General features: G+C 72.8%; 25 protein-coding genes. 14 read left to right on the forward strand and 11 right to left on the reverse strand.

The genetic code is table 11. The features are described 5' to 3' along the window. Nucleotides 1-58 precede the first annotated feature (58 nt). On the forward strand, nt 59-1,864 hold the full coding sequence (locus ACZ6JT_RS18260) for a S9 family peptidase (RefSeq protein WP_469210940.1): 1,806 nt from the start codon (nt 59-61) through the stop codon (nt 1,862-1,864). A gap of 34 nt (nt 1,865-1,898) precedes the next feature. Further along, nucleotides 1,899-2,669, forward strand: coding sequence for an SURF1 family protein (locus tag ACZ6JT_RS18265; RefSeq protein WP_469210942.1), 771 nt, complete (start codon nt 1,899-1,901; stop codon nt 2,667-2,669). A gap of 70 nt (nt 2,670-2,739) precedes the next feature. Here the strand turns inward: ACZ6JT_RS18265 and ACZ6JT_RS18270 are convergent, their stop codons facing one another. From ACZ6JT_RS18270 to ACZ6JT_RS18300, 7 genes are all read right to left on the reverse strand, one after another. After that, complete coding sequence (locus ACZ6JT_RS18270) at nt 2,740-3,819, reverse strand: hypothetical protein (RefSeq protein WP_469210944.1); 1,080 nt, start codon at nt 3,817-3,819, stop codon at nt 2,740-2,742. Beyond that, entirely contained in the window at nt 3,816-4,598 is a 783-nt protein-coding gene (locus ACZ6JT_RS18275; RefSeq protein ID WP_469210946.1) for a SigE family RNA polymerase sigma factor, read from the reverse strand. Before ACZ6JT_RS18275 ends, ACZ6JT_RS18270 begins: the two co-directional genes overlap by 4 nt. A gap of 171 nt (nt 4,599-4,769) precedes the next feature. Further along, on the reverse strand, nt 4,770-5,843 hold the full coding sequence (locus ACZ6JT_RS18280; RefSeq protein WP_469210948.1) for an aspartate-semialdehyde dehydrogenase: 1,074 nt from the start codon (nt 5,841-5,843) through the stop codon (nt 4,770-4,772). Then, a complete protein-coding gene (locus ACZ6JT_RS18285; protein WP_384215319.1) occupies nt 5,840-7,114 on the reverse strand; it encodes an aspartate kinase in 1,275 nt (424 codons plus the stop codon). The genes ACZ6JT_RS18280 and ACZ6JT_RS18285 overlap by 4 nt, the downstream gene beginning before the upstream one ends. 159 nt (nt 7,115-7,273) lie before the next feature. Further along, nucleotides 7,274-7,921 carry a DUF5063 domain-containing protein gene (locus ACZ6JT_RS18290; protein ID WP_469210949.1) on the reverse strand — a complete coding sequence of 216 codons (648 nt, stop codon included), beginning with the start codon at nt 7,919-7,921 and terminating at the stop codon, nt 7,274-7,276. Next, nucleotides 7,914-8,513: a recombination mediator RecR gene (recR, locus tag ACZ6JT_RS18295; RefSeq protein ID WP_030709293.1), complete on the reverse strand. Its 600-nt coding sequence runs from the start codon at nt 8,511-8,513 to the stop codon at nt 7,914-7,916. Before recR ends, ACZ6JT_RS18290 begins: the two co-directional genes overlap by 8 nt. A gap of 36 nt (nt 8,514-8,549) precedes the next feature. Beyond that, nucleotides 8,550-8,891, reverse strand: coding sequence for a YbaB/EbfC family nucleoid-associated protein (locus ACZ6JT_RS18300; protein WP_451180559.1), 342 nt, complete (start codon nt 8,889-8,891; stop codon nt 8,550-8,552). 280 nt (nt 8,892-9,171) lie between these two features. On the opposite strand from ACZ6JT_RS18300, the gene ACZ6JT_RS18305 reads away from it, so the two are divergent. Next, nucleotides 9,172-9,918, forward strand: a complete 747-nt coding sequence (locus tag ACZ6JT_RS18305) for an SLATT domain-containing protein (RefSeq protein WP_469210951.1) — start codon at nt 9,172-9,174, stop codon at nt 9,916-9,918. 115 nt (nt 9,919-10,033) lie between these two features. Here the strand turns inward: ACZ6JT_RS18305 and ACZ6JT_RS18310 are convergent, their stop codons facing one another. From ACZ6JT_RS18310 to ACZ6JT_RS18320, 3 genes are all read right to left on the reverse strand, one after another. Continuing rightward, a complete protein-coding gene (locus tag ACZ6JT_RS18310; RefSeq protein ID WP_030709288.1) occupies nt 10,034-10,684 on the reverse strand; it encodes a hypothetical protein in 651 nt (216 codons plus the stop codon). Between the two features lie 120 nt (nt 10,685-10,804). Continuing rightward, on the reverse strand, nt 10,805-11,470 hold the full coding sequence (locus tag ACZ6JT_RS18315) for a GntR family transcriptional regulator (RefSeq protein WP_469210952.1): 666 nt from the start codon (nt 11,468-11,470) through the stop codon (nt 10,805-10,807). Between the two features lie 167 nt (nt 11,471-11,637). Continuing rightward, entirely contained in the window at nt 11,638-12,999 is a 1,362-nt protein-coding gene (locus tag ACZ6JT_RS18320) for an aminotransferase class III-fold pyridoxal phosphate-dependent enzyme (protein WP_469210954.1), read from the reverse strand. Nucleotides 13,000-13,217: 218 nt separating this feature from the next. Here ACZ6JT_RS18320 and ACZ6JT_RS18325 point away from each other — a divergent pair, with 218 nt between their 5' ends. The 5 genes from ACZ6JT_RS18325 (at nt 13,218) to ACZ6JT_RS18345 (ending at nt 17,430) form a co-directional block, all read left to right on the forward strand. Further along, nucleotides 13,218-13,847 (forward strand): DJ-1/PfpI family protein, encoded by a 630-nt coding sequence (locus ACZ6JT_RS18325; protein ID WP_469210956.1) that lies wholly within the window; start codon nt 13,218-13,220, stop codon nt 13,845-13,847. Beyond that, nucleotides 13,840-14,367, forward strand: coding sequence for a MarR family winged helix-turn-helix transcriptional regulator (locus tag ACZ6JT_RS18330; protein ID WP_469210958.1), 528 nt, complete (start codon nt 13,840-13,842; stop codon nt 14,365-14,367). The genes ACZ6JT_RS18325 and ACZ6JT_RS18330 overlap by 8 nt, the downstream gene beginning before the upstream one ends. A gap of 389 nt (nt 14,368-14,756) precedes the next feature. After that, a complete protein-coding gene (locus ACZ6JT_RS18335) occupies nt 14,757-16,331 on the forward strand; it encodes a serine/threonine-protein kinase (RefSeq protein ID WP_469210960.1) in 1,575 nt (524 codons plus the stop codon). Between the two features lie 80 nt (nt 16,332-16,411). Continuing rightward, the gene (locus ACZ6JT_RS18340) at nt 16,412-16,801 is read left to right on the forward strand and encodes a nuclear transport factor 2 family protein (protein ID WP_362851643.1); all 390 of its coding nucleotides are present in this window, start codon (nt 16,412-16,414) and stop codon (nt 16,799-16,801) included. 5 nt (nt 16,802-16,806) lie between these two features. After that, complete coding sequence (locus tag ACZ6JT_RS18345; protein WP_469210962.1) at nt 16,807-17,430, forward strand: LysE family translocator; 624 nt, start codon at nt 16,807-16,809, stop codon at nt 17,428-17,430. 66 nt (nt 17,431-17,496) lie between these two features. Here ACZ6JT_RS18345 and ACZ6JT_RS18350 read toward each other — a convergent pair whose 3' ends face one another. Then, nucleotides 17,497-17,976 (reverse strand): HIT family protein, encoded by a 480-nt coding sequence (locus tag ACZ6JT_RS18350; RefSeq protein WP_469210964.1) that lies wholly within the window; start codon nt 17,974-17,976, stop codon nt 17,497-17,499. Between the two features lie 200 nt (nt 17,977-18,176). On the opposite strand from ACZ6JT_RS18350, the gene ACZ6JT_RS18355 reads away from it, so the two are divergent. The 6 genes from ACZ6JT_RS18355 to ACZ6JT_RS18380 all read left to right on the forward strand — a co-directional run bounded on the left by ACZ6JT_RS18355 (nt 18,177) and on the right by ACZ6JT_RS18380 (nt 24,570). Then, a complete protein-coding gene (locus ACZ6JT_RS18355; RefSeq protein WP_469210966.1) occupies nt 18,177-19,268 on the forward strand; it encodes an alpha/beta hydrolase in 1,092 nt (363 codons plus the stop codon). Beyond that, a complete protein-coding gene (locus ACZ6JT_RS18360) occupies nt 19,261-20,463 on the forward strand; it encodes an acyltransferase family protein (RefSeq protein ID WP_469210968.1) in 1,203 nt (400 codons plus the stop codon). Before ACZ6JT_RS18355 ends, ACZ6JT_RS18360 begins: the two co-directional genes overlap by 8 nt. A gap of 10 nt (nt 20,464-20,473) precedes the next feature. After that, nucleotides 20,474-21,808 carry a sensor histidine kinase gene (locus tag ACZ6JT_RS18365; protein ID WP_469210970.1) on the forward strand — a complete coding sequence of 445 codons (1,335 nt, stop codon included), beginning with the start codon at nt 20,474-20,476 and terminating at the stop codon, nt 21,806-21,808. After that, nucleotides 21,805-22,476, forward strand: a complete 672-nt coding sequence (locus ACZ6JT_RS18370) for a response regulator (protein WP_469210972.1) — start codon at nt 21,805-21,807, stop codon at nt 22,474-22,476. Before ACZ6JT_RS18365 ends, ACZ6JT_RS18370 begins: the two co-directional genes overlap by 4 nt. Before the next feature lie 106 nt (nt 22,477-22,582). Then, nucleotides 22,583-23,914, forward strand: coding sequence for a sensor histidine kinase (locus ACZ6JT_RS18375; RefSeq protein ID WP_469210974.1), 1,332 nt, complete (start codon nt 22,583-22,585; stop codon nt 23,912-23,914). Continuing rightward, complete coding sequence (locus ACZ6JT_RS18380; RefSeq protein WP_030709262.1) at nt 23,911-24,570, forward strand: response regulator; 660 nt, start codon at nt 23,911-23,913, stop codon at nt 24,568-24,570. Before ACZ6JT_RS18375 ends, ACZ6JT_RS18380 begins: the two co-directional genes overlap by 4 nt. The last annotated feature ends 20 nt before the right edge of the window (nt 24,571-24,590 follow it).

Here is a 24,590-nt window from a genome sequence, read left to right on the forward strand (position 1 = left end):
TCTGCGCCCGTTCGGAGCAGTCGGCATCCCGGGGACCACTGCGGCCACAATGGGGCGCATGACCAGCGACAGCGAGATCACCCCCGAGACGCCCGACTGGGAGAAGCGGTTCCGGGCACCGCGCGTCGGACTGCCCGACTGGGCCGAGGACGCCCCGGACCGTTCGCTCTTCGTCTCCAACGCGACCGGAACCTTCGAGCTCTACGCCTGGGACCGCACCACCGGCGTCCAGCGGCAGGCCACCGACCGCCCGAACGGCACCACCGACGGCGCCCTCTCCCCCGACGGGGCGTGGATCTGGTGGTTCTCCGACAAGGACGGCGACGAGTTCGGCACCTGGGTGCGCCAGCCCTTCGGGGGCGGCCCGGACGAACCGGCCACCCCCGGCCTGGAGCCCTCGTACCCCGCCGGTCTGGCCATCGGCCGCGACGGCACCGCCGTCGTCGGGCGCTCCACGGACGAGGAGGGCTCGACGGTCCACGTGGTCCGCCCGGACGGCTCCGCGCCCACCGTGATCTACCGGCACCGGGAGTCGGCGGGCGTCGGCGACCTGTCCCACGACGGGACGCTCGTGGCCGTCGAGCACACCGAGCACGGCGACGCGATGCACTCCTCACTGCGCGTGCTGACCCTCGACGGGTCCACCGTCGCCGAGCTGGACGACACCCGCGGCGGCACCGAGGAGCTCGGCCTGGAGGTCCTCGGCTTCGCCCCTGTCGCGGGCGACACCCGTCTCCTCGTCGGCCACCAGCGGCGCGGCCGCTGGGAACCGATGGTGTGGGACGTGGCGAGCGGCACCGAGGAGGAGCTCGCGATCGACCTGCCGGGCGACGTCAGCGCCGAGTGGTACCCGGACGGATCCGCGCTGCTCGTCGCGCACAGCTTCGAGGCGCGCAGCGAGCTGTGGCGCTACGACCTGGCCGCGCGGGAGCTCGTACGGGTGGACACGCCGCCGGGGACGGTGTCGGGGGCCGGGGCGCGCCCCGACGGGACCGTGGAGTACCTGTGGTCCTCGGCGGCCGAGCCCCCGACCGTACGGTCCACCGCGGGCGGGATCGTCCTGGACCCGCCCGGCTTGAAGGCGCCCGGGTCGGTGCCGGTGGAGGACGTGTGGGTGGAGGGTCCGGGCGGCCGGATCCACGCGCTCGCGCAGCGGCCGGCCGGCCACGGCGAGGGCCCCTTCCCGACGATCTTCGAGATCCACGGCGGGCCCACCTGGCACGACAGCGACGCCTTCGCGGCGACCCCGGCGGCCTGGCTGGACCACGGCTTCGCGGTCGTGCGGGTCAACTACCGCGGCTCCACGGGCTACGGCCGCGCCTGGACGGACGCCCTCAAGCACCGGGTCGGCCTGATCGAACTGGAGGACATCGCGGCGGTCCGGGAATGGGCGGTCGCCTCCGGCCTCGCGGACCCGGCACGCCTCGTGCTGTCGGGCGGCTCCTGGGGCGGGTACCTGACGCTGCTGGGCCTGGGCACGCAGCCCGACGCCTGGGCGGTGGGGCTGGCCGCCGTACCGGTCGCGGACTACGTGACGGCGTACCACGACGAGATGGAGGCGCTGAAGGCACTGGACCGCACCCTCTTCGGCGGTACTCCGGAGGAGGTCCCGGACCGGTTCGAGGTCTCGTCGCCGCTGACCTACGTCGACGCGGTGAAGGCACCCGTCCACATCGCGGCGGGCGTCAACGACCCGCGCTGCCCGATCCGGCAGATCGACAACTACGTGGACCGGCTGGTGGCACGCGGCGCGGAGCACGAGGTGTACCGGTACGACGCGGGGCACGGTTCGCTGGTCGTGGAGGAGCGGATCAAGCAGGTCCGGATGGAGCTGGAGTTCGCGCTGAAGCACCTGCCCCGCTAGTCCCGCTCCGGTGCACTCCCCGTACGGTGGTGGGGTGCACCGGTTTCTCCTGACCCCGCGCTGGTGGGGGATCAACGTCTTCGTCGCGCTCGCCGTCCCCTTCTGTCTGTTCATGGGGTCCTGGCAGCTCGGCCGGTTCGAGGACCGTGTCGACAGCCACCGGGAGGCGACGGCCGGGCAGCCCGCCGAGCAGGTGGCCGAGCCCCTGGACTCGTTGCTTCCGGTGACCACGAAGACCTCCGGACGGCTGGCTTCCACGGCCGGGGAGTACGCCGATCAGATGCTGGTGCCCGAGCGGCGGCTCGACGGCGAGTCCGGCTTCTACGTCCTGACCCTGCTGAGGACCGACTCCGGCAAGACCGTCCCGGTGGTCCGGGGCTGGCTGCCGGGGGCGGCGGACCCGGCGAAGGCCCCGGCCCCGCCGAGCGGCCGGGTCGAGGTCACCGGAGCGCTGCAGGCCCCGGAGAACTCCGGCACGAAGGGCGTCCACTCCCAGGGCGGCCTGCCGGCCGGGCAGCTCGGCGTGATCGGGGCGGCCTCGCTGGTCAACCTCGTGCCGTACGACCTGTACGACGCCTGGCTGACCGTGCAGACCCCGTCGGACGGGATGGTTCCGGTGCCGGCGCAGGCGCCGGCCAACACCGGGCTCGACCTGAAGGCCTTCCAGAACCTCGGCTACACCGGCGAGTGGTTCGTCTTCGTCGCCTTCGTGCTGTTCATGTGGTTCCGGCTCTACCGCCGTGAGGTGGAGAGCCTGCGGGACGCCGAGGCGGGACTGCTCGAACCCGACGCGTCCGCCGCGTAGGCGCGCCCGCCGCGTAGACGCGCCCGCCGCTTAGGACGGACGCACCAATCCCCGCGCGACGTTCATCGGACTACTCGCCGAGCGGGATCGCACCCGTCCGGTAGACCGTTCCGCCGCAGGCCTCGGGAAGCGTCGTCCGCGTGGTCGGGGCCCCCGGCTGCGGGGTGTGGGACACCGAGACGCCCGCCGCCGGGGGCGCACCCGTCTGCGGCTCGGTGACCGCCCCGTGCGCCGGAGCGCCCGAGCTGCCCGCGGAGTCCGTCTGCGGCGGCTTGCCCCCCGTGTCCGGGTTCGTCGGCGTACAGGACTCCTTCGAGGGGACCCAGGCGAAGCGGACCTCGTAGGCCGTGTTCGGCGGGAGCACCAGCACCGGCGCCTCCGCCGACGGATCGGGCAGCAGCCCGCTCGCCGGGTCTCCCGCCTTGTGGCCGACGACCGCGACCGAGGGGCCCTGGCCGGACGGGGTGCCGGCCGCCGGGGCCGCCGAGACGGTGTCCTGGCCGGTGACGGCGCAGCCCTGCGCTGAGACGTTGGTGACCCGGAAACTGCCGTACACGCGGCCGTCGGTCTCCGGGGCGCGGGCCGAGCCCACCACCCCGAGCTGGTCCGCGCCGCATCCGGGCACGCCCGGCGCGGCCACCGGCGGCATCGGACCGGAGCCCGGCACCGAACCGGCCGTCCCGGAGGACGCGCCCGCGGTGCCGGTGGGGCCGGCCGTCACACCGCCCACCGGGGAACCGCCCAGCGTGGCGTCCGGCTGCCCGGTGGCGCCGCCCACGGCGGGAGCGCCCCCGGAGGAGCGGGTGGACCTCGGCTGGTTCCCGTATCCGTTCTGGTGCGGGTCGGAGGCGACCGCGCCCAGCTTGTCGCCGGTGTGCTCGCCGTGCCCGGCCATCGCCGGGTGGTCCGTGGCCCTGCCCTCACCGCCCGCCAGGTGCATGAGGGCCGGGACGGCGGTCCCCGCGAGCAGGGCCACCGCGGCGGCGCCGATCAGAGCCTGGCGTTTGCGGGCGCGGCGCGCGGGAACCGCGTGCCGCAGCCGCTCCAGGGCTCCCGCGGAGGGCTGCAGGCCCTCGACGGCCCCGTGCAGCAGGCTCCGCAGCGCCTCTTCCTCGCTCGCTCCGCCCGGCGGAGTGTGGTCGTCCCTCATGACTGCGCAGCCTCCATCGCCACCCGCAGCGCGGCAATGCCCCGCGATCCGTACGCCTTGACCGACCCGAGCGATATCCCGAGCGTCTCGGCGACCTGGGCCTCCGTCATGTCCGCGAAGTAGCGCAGCACCAGCACCTCGCGCTGGCGGCGCTGGATTCCGCGCATCGCCTTGATCAGATCGTCCCGCTCGAGCTGGTCGTACGCGCCCTCTTCGGCGCTCGCCATGTCCGGCATCGGCTTCGAGAGCAGCTTGAGGCCGAGGATGCGCCGGCGCAGGGCGGAGCGCGAGAGGTTCACCACGGTCTGGCGCAGGTACGCCAGGGTCTTCTCCCGGTCGCGCACCCGGTTCCGCGCCGAGTGCACGCGGATGAACGCCTCCTGGACCACGTCCTCGCAGGAGGCGGTGTCGTCGAGGAGGAGGGCGGCCAGGCCGAGCAGGGAGCGGTAGTGCGCCTGGTAGGTCGCCGTGAGGTGGTCGACGGTGGTCCCCGCGACCACTTCGACCGTCGGCTCGGCCATGACCTCGGACGTCGTCCCGGACATGACCTCGGACGGCTCGTCGCGGCGGCTCCCCGCCGCCTCAGCGCTGTCGCGCGGCGCGGGCACGAGACCGCCCGGGATCGGTGCGGCGGTGAGTACGGGCGCCTCGGACGGCCCCGCCGGCGGGACGGGCACGATCACGGGGAGCCCGCCGCCGGACGCACGCAAACCCCGGCGCGACGGGATGATCCCGAGGGGCGCCGGGAGGAGGGTCGATTCGAGCAGTGCCTCTGCCACGCCTGTAGGACACGCGTCCCCCCGTCAGGGTTGTACGCGCGAGGCAGCCCCACCAGCCATATCCCCATTGCCCGCATGCGTACCCGCTCTTCCCGATGTGCCCCGTCTTATCGAGACGGCAGTCGGGCCATCACCTTGATCAAGGGATCGGCACCGATCCTACAAAGCGAATTACGCAAATTCACCTGCGATCAGTTCCGCGATGAGCGTGGCATTCAGCGCGGCACCCCTGCGGAGATTGTCGGCGCACACGAAGAACTCCAGGACGCGGGGGTCGTCGAGGGAGGCCCGCACCCGCCCCACCCAGGCCGGATCCGTTCCGGCGGCGTCCGCGGGCGTGGGGAACTCCCCCGCCGCGGGATCGTCGACGAGCACCACGCCGGGGGCCGCCTCCAGGATCTCCCGCGCGTGCGGGGCCCCCACCTCGTTCGCGAACCGGGCCCGCACGGTCAGGGAATGCCCGGTCAGCACCGGCACCTGGACACAGGTCACCGACACCGGGAGCTGCTTCAGCTGCAGGATCCGGCGCGTCTCGGCCCGTACCGCCAGCTCGTGCGAAGACCAGCCGTCCTCCCGCAGGTCTCCGGACCAGGGCACGACGTTGAGGGCGAGGGGGCCGGCGAAGGGGCCCGTGTCCTCGCCCACGGCACGGCGGACGTCACCGGTCTGCTCCCCGAGGGCGGTCCCCGCGACCAGCGACAACTGGCGGCGCAGCGCCTCGGAGCCGGGCCGGCCGGCGGCGCTCGCGGCCTGGTACGAGGAGACCACCAGCCCGGTGAGGGAGTACGCGGTGTGCAGTGCGCCCAGGGCCGCGATCATGGCGGCGGTCACGCAGTCCGGCCCGGCGACGATCCCGCGCGGCCGGTTCCGTACGGCGTACCCGTTGACCTCGGGCGCCACCAGCGGGACCTCGGGGTCCGCCCGGAAGGCGGCGGACTGGTCGACGACGACCGCGCCGCGCGCGGTGACGACGGGCGCCCACCGGGCCGAGACCTCGGCCGGGGTGAGGAAGAGCGCGACGTCGCCCGGACCGAGGCCGTCGAAGGCGTCCTCGGTGAGGGCGATCACCTCGGTCTCCTCCGCGCGGACGGCCAGCGTGCGGCCGGCCGAGCGCGCGGAGGCGATCAGGCGGATGTCGCCCCAGACGTCCGCCCGCCGGGACAGGATCTGGAGCAGGACCGAACCGACTGCTCCGGTCGCCCCGACCACGGCGAGTGCCGGGGCGGAGGACCGGGTCGCGGTCATCGTCCGGTGCCTCCGTAGACGACGGCTTCGTCGCTGTCGGAGTCGAGGCCGAAGGCCGTGTGCACGGCGCGGACGGCCTCGTTGACGTCGTCCTGGCGCGTCACGACCGAGATGCGGATCTCGGAGGTGGAGATCAGCTCGATGTTGACGCCCGCGTCGGACAGCGCCTGGAAGAACGAGGCGGTGACGCCCGGGTTCGTCTTCATGCCGGCGCCGACCAGGGAGATCTTGCCGATCTGGTCGTCGTAGCGCAGGGAGTCGAAGCCGATCTGGCCCTTCGCCTTCTCCAGCGCGTCGATGGCCTTGTGGCCCTCGGCCTTCGGGAGCGTGAAGGAGATGTCGGTGAGGCCCGTCGAGGCGGCCGAGACGTTCTGCACGATCATGTCGATGTTGATCTCGGCGTCCGCGATGGCGCGGAAGATCGCCGCGGCCTCACCCGGCTTGTCCGGGACGCCGACGACCGTGATCTTGGCTTCGGAGACGTCGTGAGCGACTCCGGAGATGATGGCGTGCTCCACCTGCTCGTCCCCTTGCGGATTCTCGTTGCTGACCCAGGTGCCCGGCAGTCCCGAGAAGGACGAGCGGACGTGGATCGGGATGTTGTATCGGCGTGCGTACTCGACACAGCGGTGCAGCAGCACCTTGGAGCCGGAGGCGGCGAGCTCCAGCATGTCCTCGGAGGAGATCCAGTCGATCTTCCGGGCCTTCTTCACGACCCGGGGGTCCGCGGTGAAGACGCCGTCGACGTCGGTGTAGATCTCGCAGACCTCGGCGTCCAGGGCCGCCGCGAGCGCGACCGCCGTGGTGTCCGAGCCGCCCCGGCCGAGGGTGGTGATGTCCTTGGAGTCCGCGGACACGCCCTGGAAGCCGGCGACGATGGCGATGTTGCCCTCGTCCAGCGCGGTGCGGATACGGCCCGGCGTGACATCGATGATGCGCGCTTTGTTGTGGACCGAGTCGGTGATCACGCCTGCCTGGCTACCGGTGAACGACTGGGCCTCGTGGCCCAGGTTTTTGATCGCCATGGCCAGCAGGGCCATGGAGATCCGCTCTCCGGCGGTCAGCAGCATGTCGAATTCGCGCCCGGCAGGCATCGGCGAAACCTGCTCGGCGAGATCGATCAGCTCGTCCGTCGTGTCGCCCATCGCGGAAACCACGACGACCACCTGGTGGCCGTTCTTCTTGGCGTCCACGATCCGCTTGGCGACACGCTTGATGCCTTCGGCATCGGCTACGGAGGAGCCTCCGTACTTCTGCACGACAAGGCCCACGTGCGCTCCTCGCTCAGTCCGTCTCATTGCTGGTGCAGTGTAACGAGCGACCGGGATCCGACCGCTTCGTACCACATCATGAGACGAAAAGATCAGCGAACCGGTTCCCCGCGCCGAGGCCTTACTTGCCTTGGACCTGCGGCTTCGCCGGCCGCGACCTCACTTGCGGCCGAAGCCGCCCAGTTCCTCCGCCATGACCTGCCCGGCCTGCTCCGCGAGGTCCTCCTCGGTGAGGTCCTCGTCCGTGTCCAGGCCGTCGAGGGCGGCGAGGGGCTGGTTCAGCCGCACGTGCGCGATCAGCGACTGGAGGGCACGCAGGGTGGCCGATGCCGTCGGGCCCCAGTTGGTGAAGTACGAGAACTGCCACCACCACAGGGCCTCCGTGATGCGGCCGGACTGGTGATGGATGAGCCCGTGCCGCAGGTCGGCGACCACATCGGCCAGGTCGTCGGAGATCCGGTGCGCCACCGGGGTCTTGCGCGGCTCGTACGGGTCGAAGACCTCGGAGTAGACGTCGACCGGCTCCAGCATGATCGCGAAGCGCTCGCGCAGGTCGTCCACGTCCGGCTCCGGACCGAGGTCGGGCTCGTAGCGCTCATCGGGCATCACGTCCTGGTACGCGCCCAGCCGGCCGCCCGCGAGCAGCAGCTGCGAGACCTCCAGCAGGAGGAACGGCACCGCACTGTCCGGGTCCTCGCCCTTGGCCACCTCGGTGACCGCAACGATGAACGACTCGATCTGGTCCGCGATCGAGGCGGCGAAGTCGTCCGGATCCTGGCCGAGGGCGTGCAGCGTTGCGTCAGACATCGAGAAGTCGCCTTCCTTCAAAGGCCCGCCCGAGCGTGACCTCGTCCGCGTACTCCAGATCTCCCCCGACGGGGAGCCCGCTGGCCAGGCGGGTGACCTTCAGGCCCATGGGCTTGATCATGCGGGCGAGGTAGGTGGCGGTCGCCTCGCCCTCCAGGTTCGGGTCGGTGGCGAGGATCAGCTCGGTCACCTCGCCGTCCGCCAGCCGCGCCAGCAGCTCACGGATGCGCAGGTCGTCGGGGCCGACGCCCTCGATCGGGCTGATCGCGCCGCCGAGGACGTGGTACTTGCCCCGGAACTCACGCGTCCGCTCGATCGCGACGACGTCCTTCGGCTCCTCGACGACACAGATGACCGTGAGGTCGCGCCGGGGATCGCGGCAGATGTTGCACCGCTCCTCCTGCGCCACGTTCCCGCACACCGCGCAGAACCGGACCTTGTCCTTGACCTCCAGCAGCGCGTGCGCGAGGCGGCGGACGTCGGTGGGCTCGGCCTGCAGGATGTGGAAGGCGATCCGCTGCGCGCTCTTGGGCCCGACGCCGGGCAGCCTGCCCAGTTCGTCGATCAGGTCCTGAACCACGCCTTCGTACAACGGACTGCCTTCTCTCTGTGTTGGGGACCGCGGGGACTAGAACGGAAGACCGGGAATGCCGCCGCCGCCCAGTCCCTGGGCCAGGGGGCCCAGCTTCTGCTGCTGGAGCGCCTGTGCATTCTCGTTGGCCGCCTGGACCGCCGCCACCACCAGGTCGGCGAGCGTCTCCGTGTCCTCCGGGTCCACGGCCTTCGGGTCGATCACCAGGGCGCGCAGCTCGCCGGAGCCCGTGACGGTCGCCTTCACCAGGCCGCCGCCGGCCTGGCCCTCGACCTCGGCCTGGGCAAGCTCCTCCTGAGCGGCCGCGAGATCCTGCTGCATCTTCTGGGCCTGCTGGAGCAGCTGCTGCATGTTGGGCTGGCCACCACCGGGAATCACAGGACACTCACTCCGTTTCGTCGGAACCATCGGGCCTTCGGGACCTCGCAATGCTTGGTCAATCCGAGCCTACGTGCTCCCCGCGCGCTACGCCCTACGCCGTGAGGACCAACTCTTTCGAGTGAGAGACGGGGCGTACGCGTACCTGATGGAGACCTCCTTGCGGGCGGAAATCCCGGGATTCGGCGCCCATCGCCCGTCATTCGAAGGTAGGAAGAGCATGCGCATCATTGCGCACACGCGCACCACCACACGTCAGCGCAGGCAGAGGGAGTGCCGGGTGAGCCAGCCGGAGATGCAGCCCGAGGGGCCACCCCGGGATCCCCGGGAGGAAGGCGGCGGACCGATGGCGGCGGGCGATCTGACCGGCCGGCCGTTCCCCCTCGGGGACTGGGGCGAACCCGCGGAGCGGCTCGACGAGCTCTACCGGCGGGTCGAGGCCGATGCGCTGCGCACGGCGGAGTGGTACCTGTCGGACCGGGCGTGGAAGCGACGGGGCGCGCGGGTGCTGCGCGTCGCCGCCGCCGTGGGCGCCGTCACGGGGGCCGCGATGCCGCTGCTGGAGCTGACGGGCTCGGCGCCGGGCGCCTCGACCTACGGGTACCTGGCGCTGCTGCTGGGCGCGGCCGCGCTGGCCTGCGACCGGTTCTTCGGGCTGACGTCCGGCTGGATGCGGGACGTGGCCACGGCCCAGGCGGTGCAGCGGCGACTGCAGACCCTCCAGTTCGACTGGGCCTCGGAGAACGTGCGCGAGGTGCTCGGGCCCACCGAGGGCACGGCCAGCGAGGCCGCCGAGCGGTGCCTGACCGTGCTGCGGCGCTTCTCGGAGGACGTGACGGAGCTGGTGCGCTCGGAGACCGCGGAGTGGATGGTGGAGTTCAGCTCGGGCCCCGCGCCCCTGGTGATGCAGTCCCTGGGCGCCACCGGGGTCCGCGCGGACACGAACATCCCGCCGGCCCGCTTCCCGCTCCCTCCGGGCACCCGCCCGAACATGCCCCGTCAACGGCCCCCGGAACAACCGCGCTGACCAGCCCCGCCGGCGTGTGAGGGGCGGGGCCTGGGGCGGGGGCTCGCGGCGGTGCCTGGGGCGGGGGCGGGCTCCGCGCAGCGGCACCGCACCGCACCCGCCCCACCCACCGGCGTCAGCTGAAGATGATCATCGAGCCCTGGCCCAGACTGCGGGTCGCCGCCGCGTGCAACCCGAGCCACACGTGCCGCTCACGCGCGAAGGGACTGTCGTCGTACGGAATCGGCCCCGCCGGTTCCTCCAGCAGCGTCGGCCGCCCGGGCGGAGCCGGCGCGGCCGGCGGGTTCCCCGGGTCTATACCGATGGCGGGAGCCACGAACGCCAGCTCCCGCAGCAGCCCCTGCGCGGACCCCAGCGGACCGCCCCCGGCCAGCAGCTCCTCGTTCGCCAGCGGAGCCGCGAAGTCCACCGGCACGTACGCGCCCGCGTGGTCGTAGTGCCACACCAGGTGCGACTGCTGCGCCGTGGGCTCGAACATCTCCAGCAGCTGCTCGTAGTCCCCGCCCAGCTCGTCCACCGGGGTCACCGGCAGCCCGCAGAGCTGGAGCAGGTACGCCCGCCTCAGGAAATGCAGGGCGTCGTAGTCGAAGCCGGCGACCGGGGCGACGTCCCCGCTCAGGCCCGGCATGTAGGCGAACACGGGCACGGACGGCAGTCCGGCCGCGCTCAGCGCCTTGTCGTACGAGGCGATCTCTTCCGCGAAGGGGTTGTCGGGGCTGTGGCACAGCACGTCGACAAGGGGGACCAGCCACAGGTCACAGGCCACTCGGCCTCCGATCAGTCGTTGTCGCCGATCCGGCCAGCGTAGTGCGCCGAACACCCTCCGCGAAGGGGTGCGCAGAACCTGCGGTCGCGCTGCGGGCGTATCCGGGTACCCCGGAACCCCTCAGATGCGGGACGCCCAGGCCAGTGCGTGCTCGTTGTAGCCGTGCACGATCCGCCGCACCGCGTCGGCGTCCGCCAGGGTGACCGCGTCGACCAGATCGCCGTGCCCGTCCCACAGCGCCTCCCGCAGGAGCGGCTCACGCTGGAGGTGGGGGACGGCGAAGACCCAGCACTGCACCCGGATGCGGTGCAGGAACTCGGAGATGTACGTGTTGGCGACCAGCTCGCTCAGCTCCCGCCAGAAGCGCAGGTCGTAGCCGATCAGCACTTCGAGCGAGCCGCTCTGCGCGGCCCTGCGCGCCTCTTCGCCGCGGCGCCGTACCGACACCAGCATCTCGCCGGATCCCGGCGCGGTCCCGCGCTCGGCGAGCCGGCGGAAGATCCCGTCCACGACCAGCGAGCGGGCCTCGATCATTCCCCTGAAGTCGTCCACGGAGAAGATCCGGACCCGGAAACCCCGGTGCTGGACCAGTTCGAGCAGACCCTGGGCCGAGAGGTCCACGAGCGCCTCGCGCACCGGGGTCGCGGAGACCTCGTACTGCTCGGCTATCTGCTTGACGGTGAACTCGGTCCCCGGAGGCAGGCGTCCCGCGAGCACCTCGTCACGCAGCGCGTCCGCGATCTGCTGGCGAAGTGTGTTGCGGGTGACAGCTCCGCTGCCTGGCATAGGGCTCCGTCTCCTGTCGTAGGACTCCGGACACCATAGGCCAGACAGCGCGGCCGAAACCGAACGGTTAACGGTCGGTAGGCGGATCTACACCAACCCGTCATAGACCGCGAACCGGCCATCATCCGGCGCGCCGGGCCCGGCGGCCCGGTGCGCCCCGATGGGACCTAGCCGGCCGTGGTGTGGCGGTCGGCGACCGTCAGCGCCTCGTCCAGCAGGGCCAGACCCTCCTTCGCCTCCGCTTCCGTGATGGTGCACGGGGGGACCACGTGGGTGCGGTTCATGTTGACGAAGGGCCACAGGCCGGACGCCTTGCAGGCCGCCGCGAACTCGGCCATCGGCGCGTTGTCCGCACCGGCCGCGTTGTACGGGACGAGCGGCTCACGCGTCTCCTTGTCCCGTACGAGTTCCAGCGCCCAGAAGGTGCCCAGGCCGCGGACCTCGCCGACCGAGGGGTGCCGCTCGGCGATCTCGGCGAGCGCCGGGCCGATCACGTTCTCGCCGAGGTGGGCGGCGTGCTCGACGATGCCCTCCTCCTCCATGGCGTTGATCGTCGCGACGGCCGCGGCGCAGGCCAGGGGGTGCCCGGAGTACGTGAGTCCGCCCGGGTAGGGGCGGGTGGCGAAGGTCTCGGCGATGGCGGCCGAGATCGCGACGCCGCCGAGCGGTACGTAGCCGCTGTTCACGCCCTTGGCGAAGGTGATCAGGTCGGGGCGCACGTCCCAGTGCTCGGCGGCGAACCACTTGCCGGTGCGGCCGAAGCCCGCCATGACCTCGTCGAGGACGAAGACGATGCCGTGGCGGTCGCAGAGCTCGCGCACGCCCGCGAGGTAACCGGTCGGCGGAGTCATGATCCCGGCGGTGCCGGGCACGGTCTCCAGAATGATCGCCGCGATGGTCTGCGGCCCCTCGAAGGCGATGGTGTCGGCGAGGTGGGCGAGGGCGCGGGCGCACTCCTCGGCCTCGGTGGTGGCGTGGAAGGCGGAGCGGTAGAGGTACGGGCCCCAGAAGTGCACGACGCCGGCGGCGGCCGTGTCGGAGGGCCAGCGGCGCGGGTCGCCGGTCAGGTTGATCGCGGCGGCGGTGGCCCCGTGGTACGAGCGGTAGGTGGACAGCACCTTCTGCCGGCCCGTGTGCAGACGGGCCATGCGGACGGCGTTCTCGACGGCCTCGGCGCCGCCGTTGGTGAAGAAGATCTTGTCCAGGTCACCGGGGGTCCGCTCGGCGATGAGGCGTGCGGCCTCGGAGCGGACGTCCACGGCGAAGCCGGGCGCGAGCGTGCAGAGCCGGGCGGCCTGCTCCTGGATCGCGGCGACGACCTTGGGGTGCTGGTGGCCGATGTTCGTGTTGACCAGCTGGGAGGAGAAGTCGAGGTAGCGCTTGCCGTCGTAGTCCCAGAAGTACGACCCCTCGGCCCCGGCGACGGCGAGCGGGTCGATCAGGGCCTGGGCGGACCAGGAGTGGAAGACGTGCTTCCGGTCTGCGTCCTTCACTGCGGCAAGGGTGTGCGGGGTGACATGAGGGGTCATGGCGTCACGCTAGAAGTGCGCAGGTGGGGAGGGATATCGGCGGACTGTATGCGGGTGGGGGGCCGGTCTCGGCAGTCTGTCGGCCCGTCCGCTCGCCCGGATGCCCGGCTCACGCCATTGACAGCATCCTGTCGAAATGACAGTCTCTTGTCATCAGGGCTCGCGGGGCGGGCCCGACCAGAGCAGCCGGATTCGATTCGACGCTGGAGGCGACCACCATGAGCGAGACCCCGCGCAAGCCCGTCCACCTCGCCGTCTACGACACGTACGCGGACTGGGAGACCGGACACACCACCGCGCACCTCACCCAGCGCGGTCACGTCGTACGCACGGTCGGCCTCGCCGCCGACCAGCCGGTCACCACCATGGGCGGCGTCCGCATCCTGCCCGACCAGGCCCTGGCCGACCTGCGGCCGCAGGACTCCTCGCTGCTGATCCTCACCGGCGCCGCGCTGTGGGACACGAGCGATGACCTGGCGCCGTTCGCGGCGAAGGCGGAGGAGTTCCTGGCCGCCGGGGTACCCGTGGCGGCGATCTGCGGGGCCACCGCCGGCCTCGCCCGCGCGGGCCTACTGGATGGCCGGGCCCACACGAGCGGAGCCTCCTTCTACCTCGCCGCGCAGCCGGGCTACGGGGGCGCCGAGGGCTACGTCGAGGCCGACGCCGTCACCGACGGTGACCTGATCACGGCGGGGCCGACGGAACCGGTGGCCTTCGCCCGCGAGGTCTTCGCCCGCCTCGACGTCTACAAGCCGGACGTCCTGGACGCGTGGTACCGGCTCTTCCACGACTCGGACGCGAGCGCGTACCCCGTCCTGATGGCGGCAGCGGAGGCCGGCGATGCCTGAGCCGCAGCCGGCCGGCTCCACCCGGGCCCGCCAGGACCTGCTGAGCCGCACCGCGCTCGGGGTGTTCCGGCTGAACGGCCAGTTCCTCTCCGTTTCGGAGGAACTGGCCCGGCCGGCCGGGCTGACGGCCGCCTGGTGGCAGGTGCTGGGGGCGGTGCTGCGGGAGCCGCTGCCCGTCGCGGGCATCGCCCGGACCATGGGGATCACCCGGCAGAGCGTGCAGCGCATCGCGGACCTCCTCGTCGCCAAGGGCCTGGCCGAATACGCCCCGAACCCCGCCCACCGCCGCGCGAAACTGCTGCGCCCGACGCAGGAGGGGTACGCGGCGGTCGCCCGCATCGGCCCGGGCCACGCCTCCCTGGCCACCCGCCTCGCGGCAGAACTGGGCGACACCGCCTTCGCGGAAACCGTCCGGGTTTTGGAGCGCCTGACGAAGGCCCTGGACACCTTGGCAGCAGAAGATCCAGCCCCCGCAGCACCACCCAGCCCCGCCGCACCACCCAGCCCCGCCGGCGTTTGAGGCGCGGGGTCCGGGGCGGAGCCCCGATCTTGGAGCCGCGCGGCCCGACCCGCCGCACCATCCAGCCCCGCCGGCGTTTGAGGCGCGGGGCCCGCGGCGGAGCCCCGATCTTTGAGCCGCACTATCCAGCCTCGCCGGCGCTTGAGGCGCGGGGCCCGGGGCGGAGCCCCGATCTTTGAGCCGCACGGCCCGACCCGCCGCACCATCCAGCCCCGCCGGCGTTTGAGGCGCGGGGCCCGGGGCGGAGCCCCGATCCAGGGGCGCGGCCTGCCGGGGCGCGGGGCCGGGCGGACCGGCCCGGGCCCGGCCGGTGGCAACCACCCGGCACCCCCAACCGTCCTTCCCTGCGGAGCCGTTCGGCCAGTGCTCGGCACGGGAGGGACCCCGGCATGGAACACCTGCATCCGCACGATCCCCACCACATCGGCCCCTACCGCCTGCTCTCCCGCCTGGGCGCCGGCGGCATGGGCCAGGTCTACCTCGCCCGCTCCGACCGCGGCCGCACCGTCGCCGTGAAGCTGGTCCACCACGACCTCGCCACCCGCGAGGAGTTCCGCATCCGGTTCCGCCACGAGGTCGCCGCCGCCAGGCGCGTCGGCGGCGAGTGGACCGCCCCGGTCCTCGACGCCGACACCGAGGCCGCGACGCCCTGGGTCGCCACCGGCTACGTCGCCGGGCCGAGCCTGCGCGACGTCGTGGCCCGCGACTTCGGCCCGCTGCCGGCCCGTTCCGTACGCATCCTGGCCGCGGGCCTCGGGTACGCCCTGCAGGACATCCACCGCGCCGGCATCGTCCACCGCGACCTGAAACCGTCGAACGTCCTGCTCACCCTCGACGGCCCACGCGTGATCGACTTCGGCATCGCCCGCGCTCCGGCGGAGCCCGGCGACGCGGCGGGCGGCGGCCTGACCCGCGTCGGCGAACTCATCGGCTCGCCCGGATTCATGGCGCCCGAGCAGATCCGCGGCGAGCCCGTGACCGCCGCCTGCGACATCTTCTGCCTCGGCATGGTCCTGGCGTACGCGGCCACCGGCCGGCTGCCCTTCGGCGACGCGGAGCAGCCCGGCGGCCTGGCGGGGCTCCTGCTCCGCAGCACCGAGGCGCAGCCCGACCTGGCCGGCGTACCGGCCGAACTGCACGACCTCGTACGGGACTGCCTGCACCGGGACCCCGCCGCGCGGCCGGGGCCCGCCGAGGTGTTGGCACGGGTCGGCGCGGGCGACACCGTGGCCGACGGCAGGGCTCTGGAACCCTGGCTTCCGGGCCCGCTCGTGGCCCGGCTCGGACGGCACGCCGTACAGCTGCTGGACCGCGAGGACGCCGGCCCGGACCGGCCGACGGCCGCCGCCCCGCCGCGGGTGCCGATGACGCCGCCGATGCCGCCCGCCTACTCGGCGTACGCGCCGGTGCCGGCGGAGCCCGCGCCCCGGCCCAGGGCGGCGTCGACCGCCCTGCTCCTGGCGGTGGCCGCGGTCGTCGCCGCCCTGTCCGCCGGCACGGTGTACGCGGTGATGAGCGGGGCCGAGGATCCCCGACCGCCCATCGGCAGTACCCGTAAGCCGACCGCGCCGACGCCCGCAACCCCGTCCACCCCCTCCCCTACTCCCGCTTCCGCTTCGGGTTCCGGTTCCGGATCCGCGGCCGGCGAACTGCCCGAGGCGTACCTCGGCACCTGGCACGCCACCCACGGCAGCCAGACCTGGCGGCTCACCCTGACCCGCGGCGCGGTCGGCGACCCGGTGATGTCCCTCGCCGTCGAGGCGCCGGGCTTCGCCTGCGCGTGGACGGCGCCCCTGCGCCACGCCCCCGATCCCGTGGAGCTCGACGCCTCCACCGTCACCTCCGGCGCCCCGCCGACCTGCACGCCGGGCGCTTGGAGCCGCCTCCGGTTACTGCCCGACGGCACCCTGCGGCGGGAGCTGGCGGGCAGCGACAACCCTCCGCTCGGCTACCGCCGGCAGTGACGGCCGGCGATTGTGTCGAGGTCAATAAGCCTGCAAGCAAAGCTTGTTGCGTGTCACGGGGCTGTCGGACACTGCGGCACATGGAGCCGTTGAAGGTAGTGGCACAACTGTGGGAGCGGATCGAGGCGCGGGACTGGGACGGCGTGGGCGGGCTCATCGCCGAGGACGCGGTCATCGAATGGCCCGTGAGCGGCGAACGCATCGTGGGCCGCGCCAACTTCATCGCCGTGAACAGCGACGACGGCTACGCGGACGAGAGATCCGTGGAACTGATCCGGATCCTGGCCGACGGCGACCTCGTCGTCACCGAGGTGGAGATACCCCAGGACCACGTCGTCTACCGTGCCGTCTCCCTGTGGACCGTGCGGGACGGGGAGATCGTGGAGGCGAGGGAGTACTGGACCAGCCCCGGCCAGGACCCCGCCCCGCGCTGGCGGGCGGGGTACGTCGAACCCCTGGTGGCAGACTGAGCCGCGTGCTCACCGCTCTTCTCGGCGCGACCGGGGTACTCGCGCTCCTCACCCTCGTCCCCGGCCCGGACATGGCGATCGTCACGAAGCGGGCCGTCACCCGCGGGCGCGGCGACGGCCTGCGCACCGTCGCGGGCATCGCCGTCGGACTGCTGATCTGGGGCGCCCTGACCGTGGCGGGGCTCGCGGCGCTGCTCGCCGCCTCGGCCGAGGTGTACCTGGCGGTGAAGCTCGCGGGCGCCGCGTACCTCTGCTGGCTCGGGATCCGCTCCGTGTGGCGGCCGGGGGCGGAACCGGAGGCCGAAACCCCGGAGGTTGACGGGCGGGGGGCGCGTCGCTCCGGCGGGGCCTGGCGGACCGGCCTCGTCGCCAACGTCCTCAACCCCAAGATCGCCGTCTTCTACACCGGCCTGCTGCCCGCCCTCACCCCGCCGGGCCTGCGCCCGGCGGCCGGGATGGCGCTGCTGGTCCTCGTCCACGTGCTGCTGACACTGGCCTGGCTGAGCACGTACGTGTACGTCCTCTCGCGCGCCCGGCGGTTCTTCGCCCGGCCGCGGGTGCGGCGGGCCCTGGACCGGGCGACGGGAGTCGTCCTGATCGGCTTCGGCGTGCGGGTGGCGACGACCTGACGGGGGCAACGGTCTGGGGCTCGGGGTCGGGGGCTGGTGGGGCTGGGGCTGGGGCTGGGGCTGTCCTCAGGCCTCGCCCAGCCGGTCCAGCTCCCCTCCGATGGCGGCCCGCAAGGCGTCGTGGTGGGGCCCCAACGCGTGCTGCTCGGCACGCCGGTACTCCTCCTCGTACAACCACACGGGCAGCCGGACGCGGTCGGCGGGCTCCCAGTCGTAGCGGGGCCAGACGTGGGCGTGGAGGTACGGGTCGGTGTTGCCGAGGATCTCGATGTTCACGCGGCGGAAGGCCGGGTCGAGCCGCGCGCAGGCCCGCTCGACGGCCTCGGCGAGCCGCTCCATGTCCTCGAGGTACACGGCCCTGCGCGCCCGGGGCAGGTCGGAGAGCCGGGTCACGGCCGGGTCGTCGGTCAGGAGCACCGAGTACCCGGGCAGGAACTGCCGGTCGCCGATGACGGCGAAGCCGGAGTCGAGGCGGCGGAGCACGGTGGGGTTCTCGCCGCGGTGAGCGCTGCCGATGCGGTCGTCGCGCCAGTCTTCGCCGGTCACGTACCGACCCTAACCGAGCCGAGCGTCGGCGGCGGCCGGGCTGTGTGCGGTGCTCCGCGCCACTCACCTAACCCATGTCATACCTGAGAGCTACAGGCGGATACGGCTCCATGGCGTGACGCCGACCATGGGCTCGGATTTCTAACTTCGGTAACAGAGAAGAGCGCTGACGGCTCTTCCGGATACCGGGGGAACACACCATGCAGACGGGGACGGCGGGCGCGGCGGGGACGGCGGGGACGGCGGGCGCGGGCGGCACGACGGGGGCGGCGGGCGTGACCGGCGCGGCGCGCGTGACGGGCGGGGCGGGGACGGCTCTCGCCACCGGGACGGCCAGGGCAGGGGGCGGTGGCGGGGGTGGCCGGATGCGCCGCACCCTGCTGGCGGCCCTGGTCGCGGCGGCCGTGGTGTTCCCCATATCCGCGGCCGCCTCCGCCGAGGCCCCCGCTCCCGCGCCCGTCACGTTCGCGGAGGACGTCGCGCCCCCGGTCCGGTACGCCGCCGACCGCGCCAATCTCGCCGAGGCGGCCCGCATGGCCCAGGAAGGCGACCGCACCGGCCGGGCCGCCAGGCTCCGCGCCATGGAGACCGCCGGGGCCGCGCAGTTCCTCGCCTTCGACGGCCGCGGCAAGGGCCGGGCGGTCGAGGTGTTCGGCGAGCTGGAGACCGCCGACCGGGTCGCCGTCCTGGTGCCCGGCTCCGACACCACGCTCGACACGTACGAGAGGTTCCGCGCCGGGGCCGTCGCCCTCCAGGGGCGTCTCCAGGCCGAGCATCCGCATTCCGCCGTGGTCGCCTGGCTCGGGTACGACACGCCCGGCACGGTCAGCACGACCGTCCTGACCGCCGCCCGCGCCGACGTGGCCGCCACCGAACTGGCGCCCTTCCTCGACCGTTTGGGGTCCATGGCGGCGCCCGGCGCGCGGCTCTCCCTGCTCTGCCACTCCTACGGATCCGTGGTCTGCGCCCGGACCACGACCGGGCCCGCGGTCAGTGACATGGCCCTCTTCGGCAGCCCCGGTACGGGGGCCTCGGCCGCCCGGGAGCTGCCGACCGACGCCCGGGTCTGGGCGGGGCGGGGCCGCGGCGACTGGGTGGCGAAGGTCCCGCATGTCCGGCTCGGCGGGCTCGGCTTCGGCACCGACCCCGTCGCCCCCTCCTTCGGAGCGCGGGCCTTCACCGCCGGCGCCGCCGGCCACAGCGACTACCTCAAGCCCGGCACCGAGTCCCTGGAAAGCCTGGCCGCCATCGTCCTCGGCACCACCCCCGCCTCGGAGGCCTCCCATGCGTAAGCTCCGCGCACGCTGGTCCGCCCTCGCGACGGGCATCGACGCGGCCACCCCGGCCGGCCGGGACCGGACCGTGGACGCGCTGCGGGCCTTCGCGATCCTCGGCGTGGTGCTCGGGCACTGGCTGGTCACCGCCCTCACCGCCACCGACGGCCGACTGAGCTCCACCAGCCCGCTGGCGTACATGCCCTGGCTGGCCCCGGTGTCCTGGCTGTTCCAGACCCTCGCCGTCTTCTTCCTCGTCGGCGGGTACGTCGCGGCCCGCGGGCATGCCTCGGCGCGCGAGCTGCAGGTCTCGCACGGCACGTGGGTCCGGCAGCGGCTGGGCCGGCTGTTCCGTCCGGTGGCCGCGGTGCTCGTCCTGTGGGCCGTCGTGGCGGGCGGGATGCTGGTCGGCGGGGCGGAGCTGGACACCGTCCGGGCGCTGGTCAAGCTGGTGCTGTCGCCGATGTGGTTCCTGCTGGTGTTCGCCGCGCTGACCGCCGCGACCCCGCTCGCGGCCCGGCTCAACCCGCTGTGGCCGCTGGCCGTGGTGGCCGGCGTCGACGTGTGGCGCTTCGGCCTCGGCGGGGCCGAGTGGATCGGCTGGGTCAATGTGGCCGCGGGCTGGCTCGTCCCCTTCACCCTGGGCGCCGCCTGGTCCCGCGGGGCCTTCGCGCGGCGGAGGCCGGCGCTGCTCCTGTTCGGGGCGGCGACCCTGGCCACGATCGCGCTGGTCCTGTGGGGCGGGTACCCGGCGTCCATGGTGGGTGTCCCGGGGGCCACGGTCTCGAACCTGAACCCGCCGACACTGGCCGCGGCCGCGTTCGGACTGGCCCAGTGCGGGCTGGCCCTGCTGGTGCGCGAACCGCTGGCCCGGGCCATGCGGCGGCCTGCGGCCTGGGCGAAGGTGGCCCTGGTGAACCTGTCCGCCATGACGGTCTTCCTGTGGCACCAGACCGCCATGATGGCCGTCACCGCGCTCGGGCTGCTGCTCTCGGCCGATCTGCCCGGGCTGCACACCGTGCCCGACTCCGTGGACTGGATAGCGGCGCGGTTGCTGTGGCTGCCGGTGTTCGCCGCCGCGCTGACGGTGTGCCGGGCCGCGTTCCGCACGTACGAGCGGGGCTCCCGCCGTCCGCAACGGGAAGGCACCGCCCGCGTCGTCGTCGGCTCTCACCGGGCGACGGCCCCCAGCGAGGAGATCACCCATGCCTAGTCTGGAGCCCGTGAGCGACCCGAGCGAGTCCCCGGCACCTGACATTCGAGAAGGCCGCGCCGGCCGTCCCGCGCAGCGCGGCCTGGCCCAGGAGCTGTTCACCCTCCGGTGGGATCCCCTCCCGAAGATGTCCCGGCCTCGCTGGCTGGCCTGGCTGCCGCATGTGCTCCTCGGCTACGCGGCCGTTCCCTGCGGTGTCCTGACCGGGATGCAGCTGAACGACCACTACGGGGTCTTCGGCGGGGCCGTGCTGGGGCTGTCGCTGCTGACGTCCGCGTCGGTGCTGCTCAGCATGTTCCGGCCGATCGCCGCCTGGTGGCTCGGCCTGGTCACCACGGGCCTCATCGCCTGGGTCATCCACGACCACGTCGGTCAGGGACAGTCGTGGCACTGGACGGCCGCCGGACCGTTCACGTTCGCGCCCCTCATCCTGATGGTCGCCCTGCGGGTGCCACCGCGAGTGACCGTCTGGGTCATCGGCATCACGCTCACCCTCTCCGCAGTGACCGATGTCGTCCTCAGACCGCCCCAGAGTCAGACGCTCATCGGGGGCGTGGCGATCCTCTTCGCCTTCGTCGGCGTCCTCGGCCACGCGCTCCGCGCGACGCGCCTGGCGCGTGGCAAGCTCGTCGAGCAGGAGACCCTCACCGAGGAGGAGCGGGCCCGGCGCACCCTGCTGGAGGAGCGCAGCCGGATCGCCCGCGAGCTGCACGACGTCGTCGCGCACCACATGTCGGTGATCTCCATCCAGGCGCAGGTCGCCCCGCACCTGGTGGAGAACCCGTCCGAGGAGCTCAAGGAGAACCTGGCCGGCATCCGGGCCAACGCGCTGGAGGCCCTGACGGAGCTGCGGCGGGTCCTGGGCGTCCTGCGTTCCGAACAGCCCGACGATCCCGCGACGCTGCAACATCCGCAGCCCACCCTGGCCGAGTTGGACAGCCTCGTGGACAACGTGCGGGGGGCCGGGCTGGACGTCACCACCGAGACGGCGGGCATCCGGCGGCCGCTGACCCCGGGCGTGGAGCTGACCGCGTACCGGATCGTGCAGGAGGCGCTGAGCAACTGTCTGCGCCACGCTCCCGGTTCGCGGGTGGAGGTCGGCATAGCGTACGGGCCGCGCGAGCTGCACCTGTGCATCGCCAACACCGCACCGACCCGGCCGGTTCTGCCGTCCCAGGGTGCGGGTCACGGGCTGCTGGGGATGCGGGAGCGGGCAGGCATGCTGGGAGGTGAACTGGCCGCGGGCCCGCGCCCGGACGGCGGGTACGAGGTCAGCGCCGTTCTGCCGATGGACCCGCAGCAACCGCCCGCCGGCACCGCCCCCGAGACGAAGAAGGCTTCATGAGCACCCCGATCAAGGTGATGATCGCCGACGACCAGATGATGGTGCGGCAGGGCTTCACCGTGCTCCTCAACGCGCAGCCCGACATCGAGGTCGTGGGACAGGCGGTGGACGGGGCGGACGCCGTGGCGAAGGTCGCCGAGCTGGATCCGGACGTGGTGCTCATGGACATCCGCATGCCCGGGATGGGCGGCATCGAGGCCACGTCCGTCATCACCGGCGTCCCCGAGGCCACCGTGAAGGTGCTCGTGCTGACCACCTTCGATCTCGACGAGTACGTGTACGAGGCGCTGCGGGCCGGGGCCTCCGGGTTCCTGCTCAAGGACGCCTCGGCCGACCAGCTCGCCGAGGCGGTGCGGGTGGTGGCGGCCGGCGAGGCGCTGCTCTCGCCGAACATCACCAAGCGGCTGATCACGGAGTTCTCCCGGCTGGGGGCGCCGCGGGCGCCGTCGCGGGCCCGGATCGACGAACTGACCGAGCGGGAGACCGAGGTCCTGTCGCTCGTGGCCCAGGGCTTGTCGAACGCGGAGATCGCGTCCCATCTGACGGTGGCGGAGCAGACGGTGAAGACGCATGTCGGACGGATCCTGGTGAAGCTGGGCCTGCGCGACCGCACGCAGGCGGCGGTGTTCGCGTACGAGACGGGGCTGGTCCGGCCGACGGGGTACTGAGGCGGACCGGGTGGTTTTCGCGGCCCTCGTAGTACTTGAGGGGGATGCCTGGATATCCCCTTCAGCGGCGACGCGGACGACGGGACCACCGCCCTACGGTGGGGGCATGACCGAGACGACCACCGGGGGGACAGCCCGGCCGCCTGAGTTCCGACTCGCTTCGGGGCTCTTCAAGAGCCTCCGCGACGACCTGATCACCGATGCGTTCGCCTACCGGCCGCTGCCGCCGATACGTACGGACGGGCGGCTCGCCCGGTGGGTTCCGCGGGCGCTGCGCCCCAGGACGGCTTTCCTGCCGCATGCCGTGGTGGTCCTGCTGTCCGTGATCACGGTGTTCGTCACCATCGCCAACAACATGACGGTCCCTTCCGGCCTGTCGCTGCTGATGGGGCTGCTGGCCGCGGCGCCGGTGCTCATGACGCTGGTGCGGCCGATCGGCGCCGTGTGGGTCCTGCTCGGTGTGACCCTGCCGCTGGCCATGGTGGAGAGCACGGGCATGACCTGGCCGTGGTCTCCGGGCACCTTCTTCGCCCACCTCGTGGTAATCACCATCGTGGCGTTGCGGAGCCGGCCCCGGGTGGCCGGCTGGCTGTGGCTGATCACCGTGGCGATGGGGTCCTTCCTGCCCTCGCTGGTAGGCCGGCCCCTCGAACCCGGGCCGATGGCCTTCCTGTCCGCGGTCTCCCTCCTCGCGGTGACCGTCCGCAACACCCGCAAGGAGGCACGGCAGGAGGTCACGGCGCAGCAGGAGGTCACCGCCTTCGAGCGGGACAAGCGGACGCTGCTGGAGGAGCGGACGACGATCGCGCGGGAGCTGCACGACGTGGTGGCCCACCACATGTCGGTGGTGGCGATCCAGGCGGAGGCCGCGCCGTACCGGGTGAAGAACCCGCCGCCGGAGCTGGAGGCGGCGTTCGTCACCATCCGCGAGAACGCCGTGGCGGCCCTGACGGAGCTGCGGCGGGTGCTGGGTGTGGTGCGCTCCGCGGACTACGAGGCTCCGGACGCCCCGCAGCCGACGCTGGCCTCGCTGGACGGGCTGCTGGGCAATGTGCGCGAGGCCGGGCTGAGCGTGGAGAAGACGATCACGGGCGCGGTGCGGGAGCTGCCGCAGGGCGTGGAGCTGTCGGCGTACCGGATCATCCAGGAGGCGCTGAGCAACACCTTGCGCCACGCTCCGGGAGCGGCGGCCGGGGTGGAGGTGTCGTACGTGCTGGGCGGCCTGGGGATACGCATCGTCAACGAGGCGGCGACCGGGGATGTGCGGCCCTCGCCGGGGGCCGGGCACGGGATCACCGGAATGCGGGAGCGGGTGGCCATGCTGGAGGGGGAGATGACGGCCGGGCGGACGGCCGCGGGCGGGTACGAGGTGGCGGTGTTCATACCGGTGCGCAGTCGCCAGGAGCCGCAGCCGGTGGCGGCGGAGGGGACGGCATGACGATCAGGGTGCTGATCGTCGACGACCAGATGATGGTGCGGGAGGGGTTCTCTGTCCTGCTGAACGCCATGGACGGCATCGAGGTCGTGGGCGAGGCGGTCGACGGCCGGGAGGCCATCGCGCAGGTGGCGGCGTTGCGGCCGGACGTGGTGCTGATGGACATCCGGATGCCGCAGATGAACGGCCTGGAGGCGACACGGGAGATCGTCGCCGCGGACACGGATGCGAAGGTGCTGGTCCTGACGACCTTCGACCTCGACGAGTACGTGTACCAGGCGTTGCGGGCCGGGGCCTCCGGGTTCCTCCTCAAAGATGCGTCGGCCCGTCAGCTGGCCGACGGTGTAAGGGTGGTGGCGGCCGGGGAGGCCCTGCTGGCGCCTTCGGTGACCAAACGGTTGATCGCGGAGTTCTCGAAGATCTCCGAGACGCGCAAACTGGCGGATCCGGCGGGAGTGGGTGAGCTGACGGAGCGGGAGACGGAGGTGCTGGTGCTGATCGCACAGGGGTTGTCCAATGCGGAGATAGCGTCCCGGCTGATCGTCGCGGAATCCACGATCAAGACCCATGTGAGCCGGATCCTGGTGAAGCTGGGCCTGCGTGACCGCACCCAGGCGGCGGTGTTCGCCTACGAGACCCGGCTGGTGACACCGGCCTGATCGGGGTGCCAGCCCCTAGG

The sequence above is a fragment of the Streptomyces sp. NPDC046308 genome, from assembly GCF_055588065.1.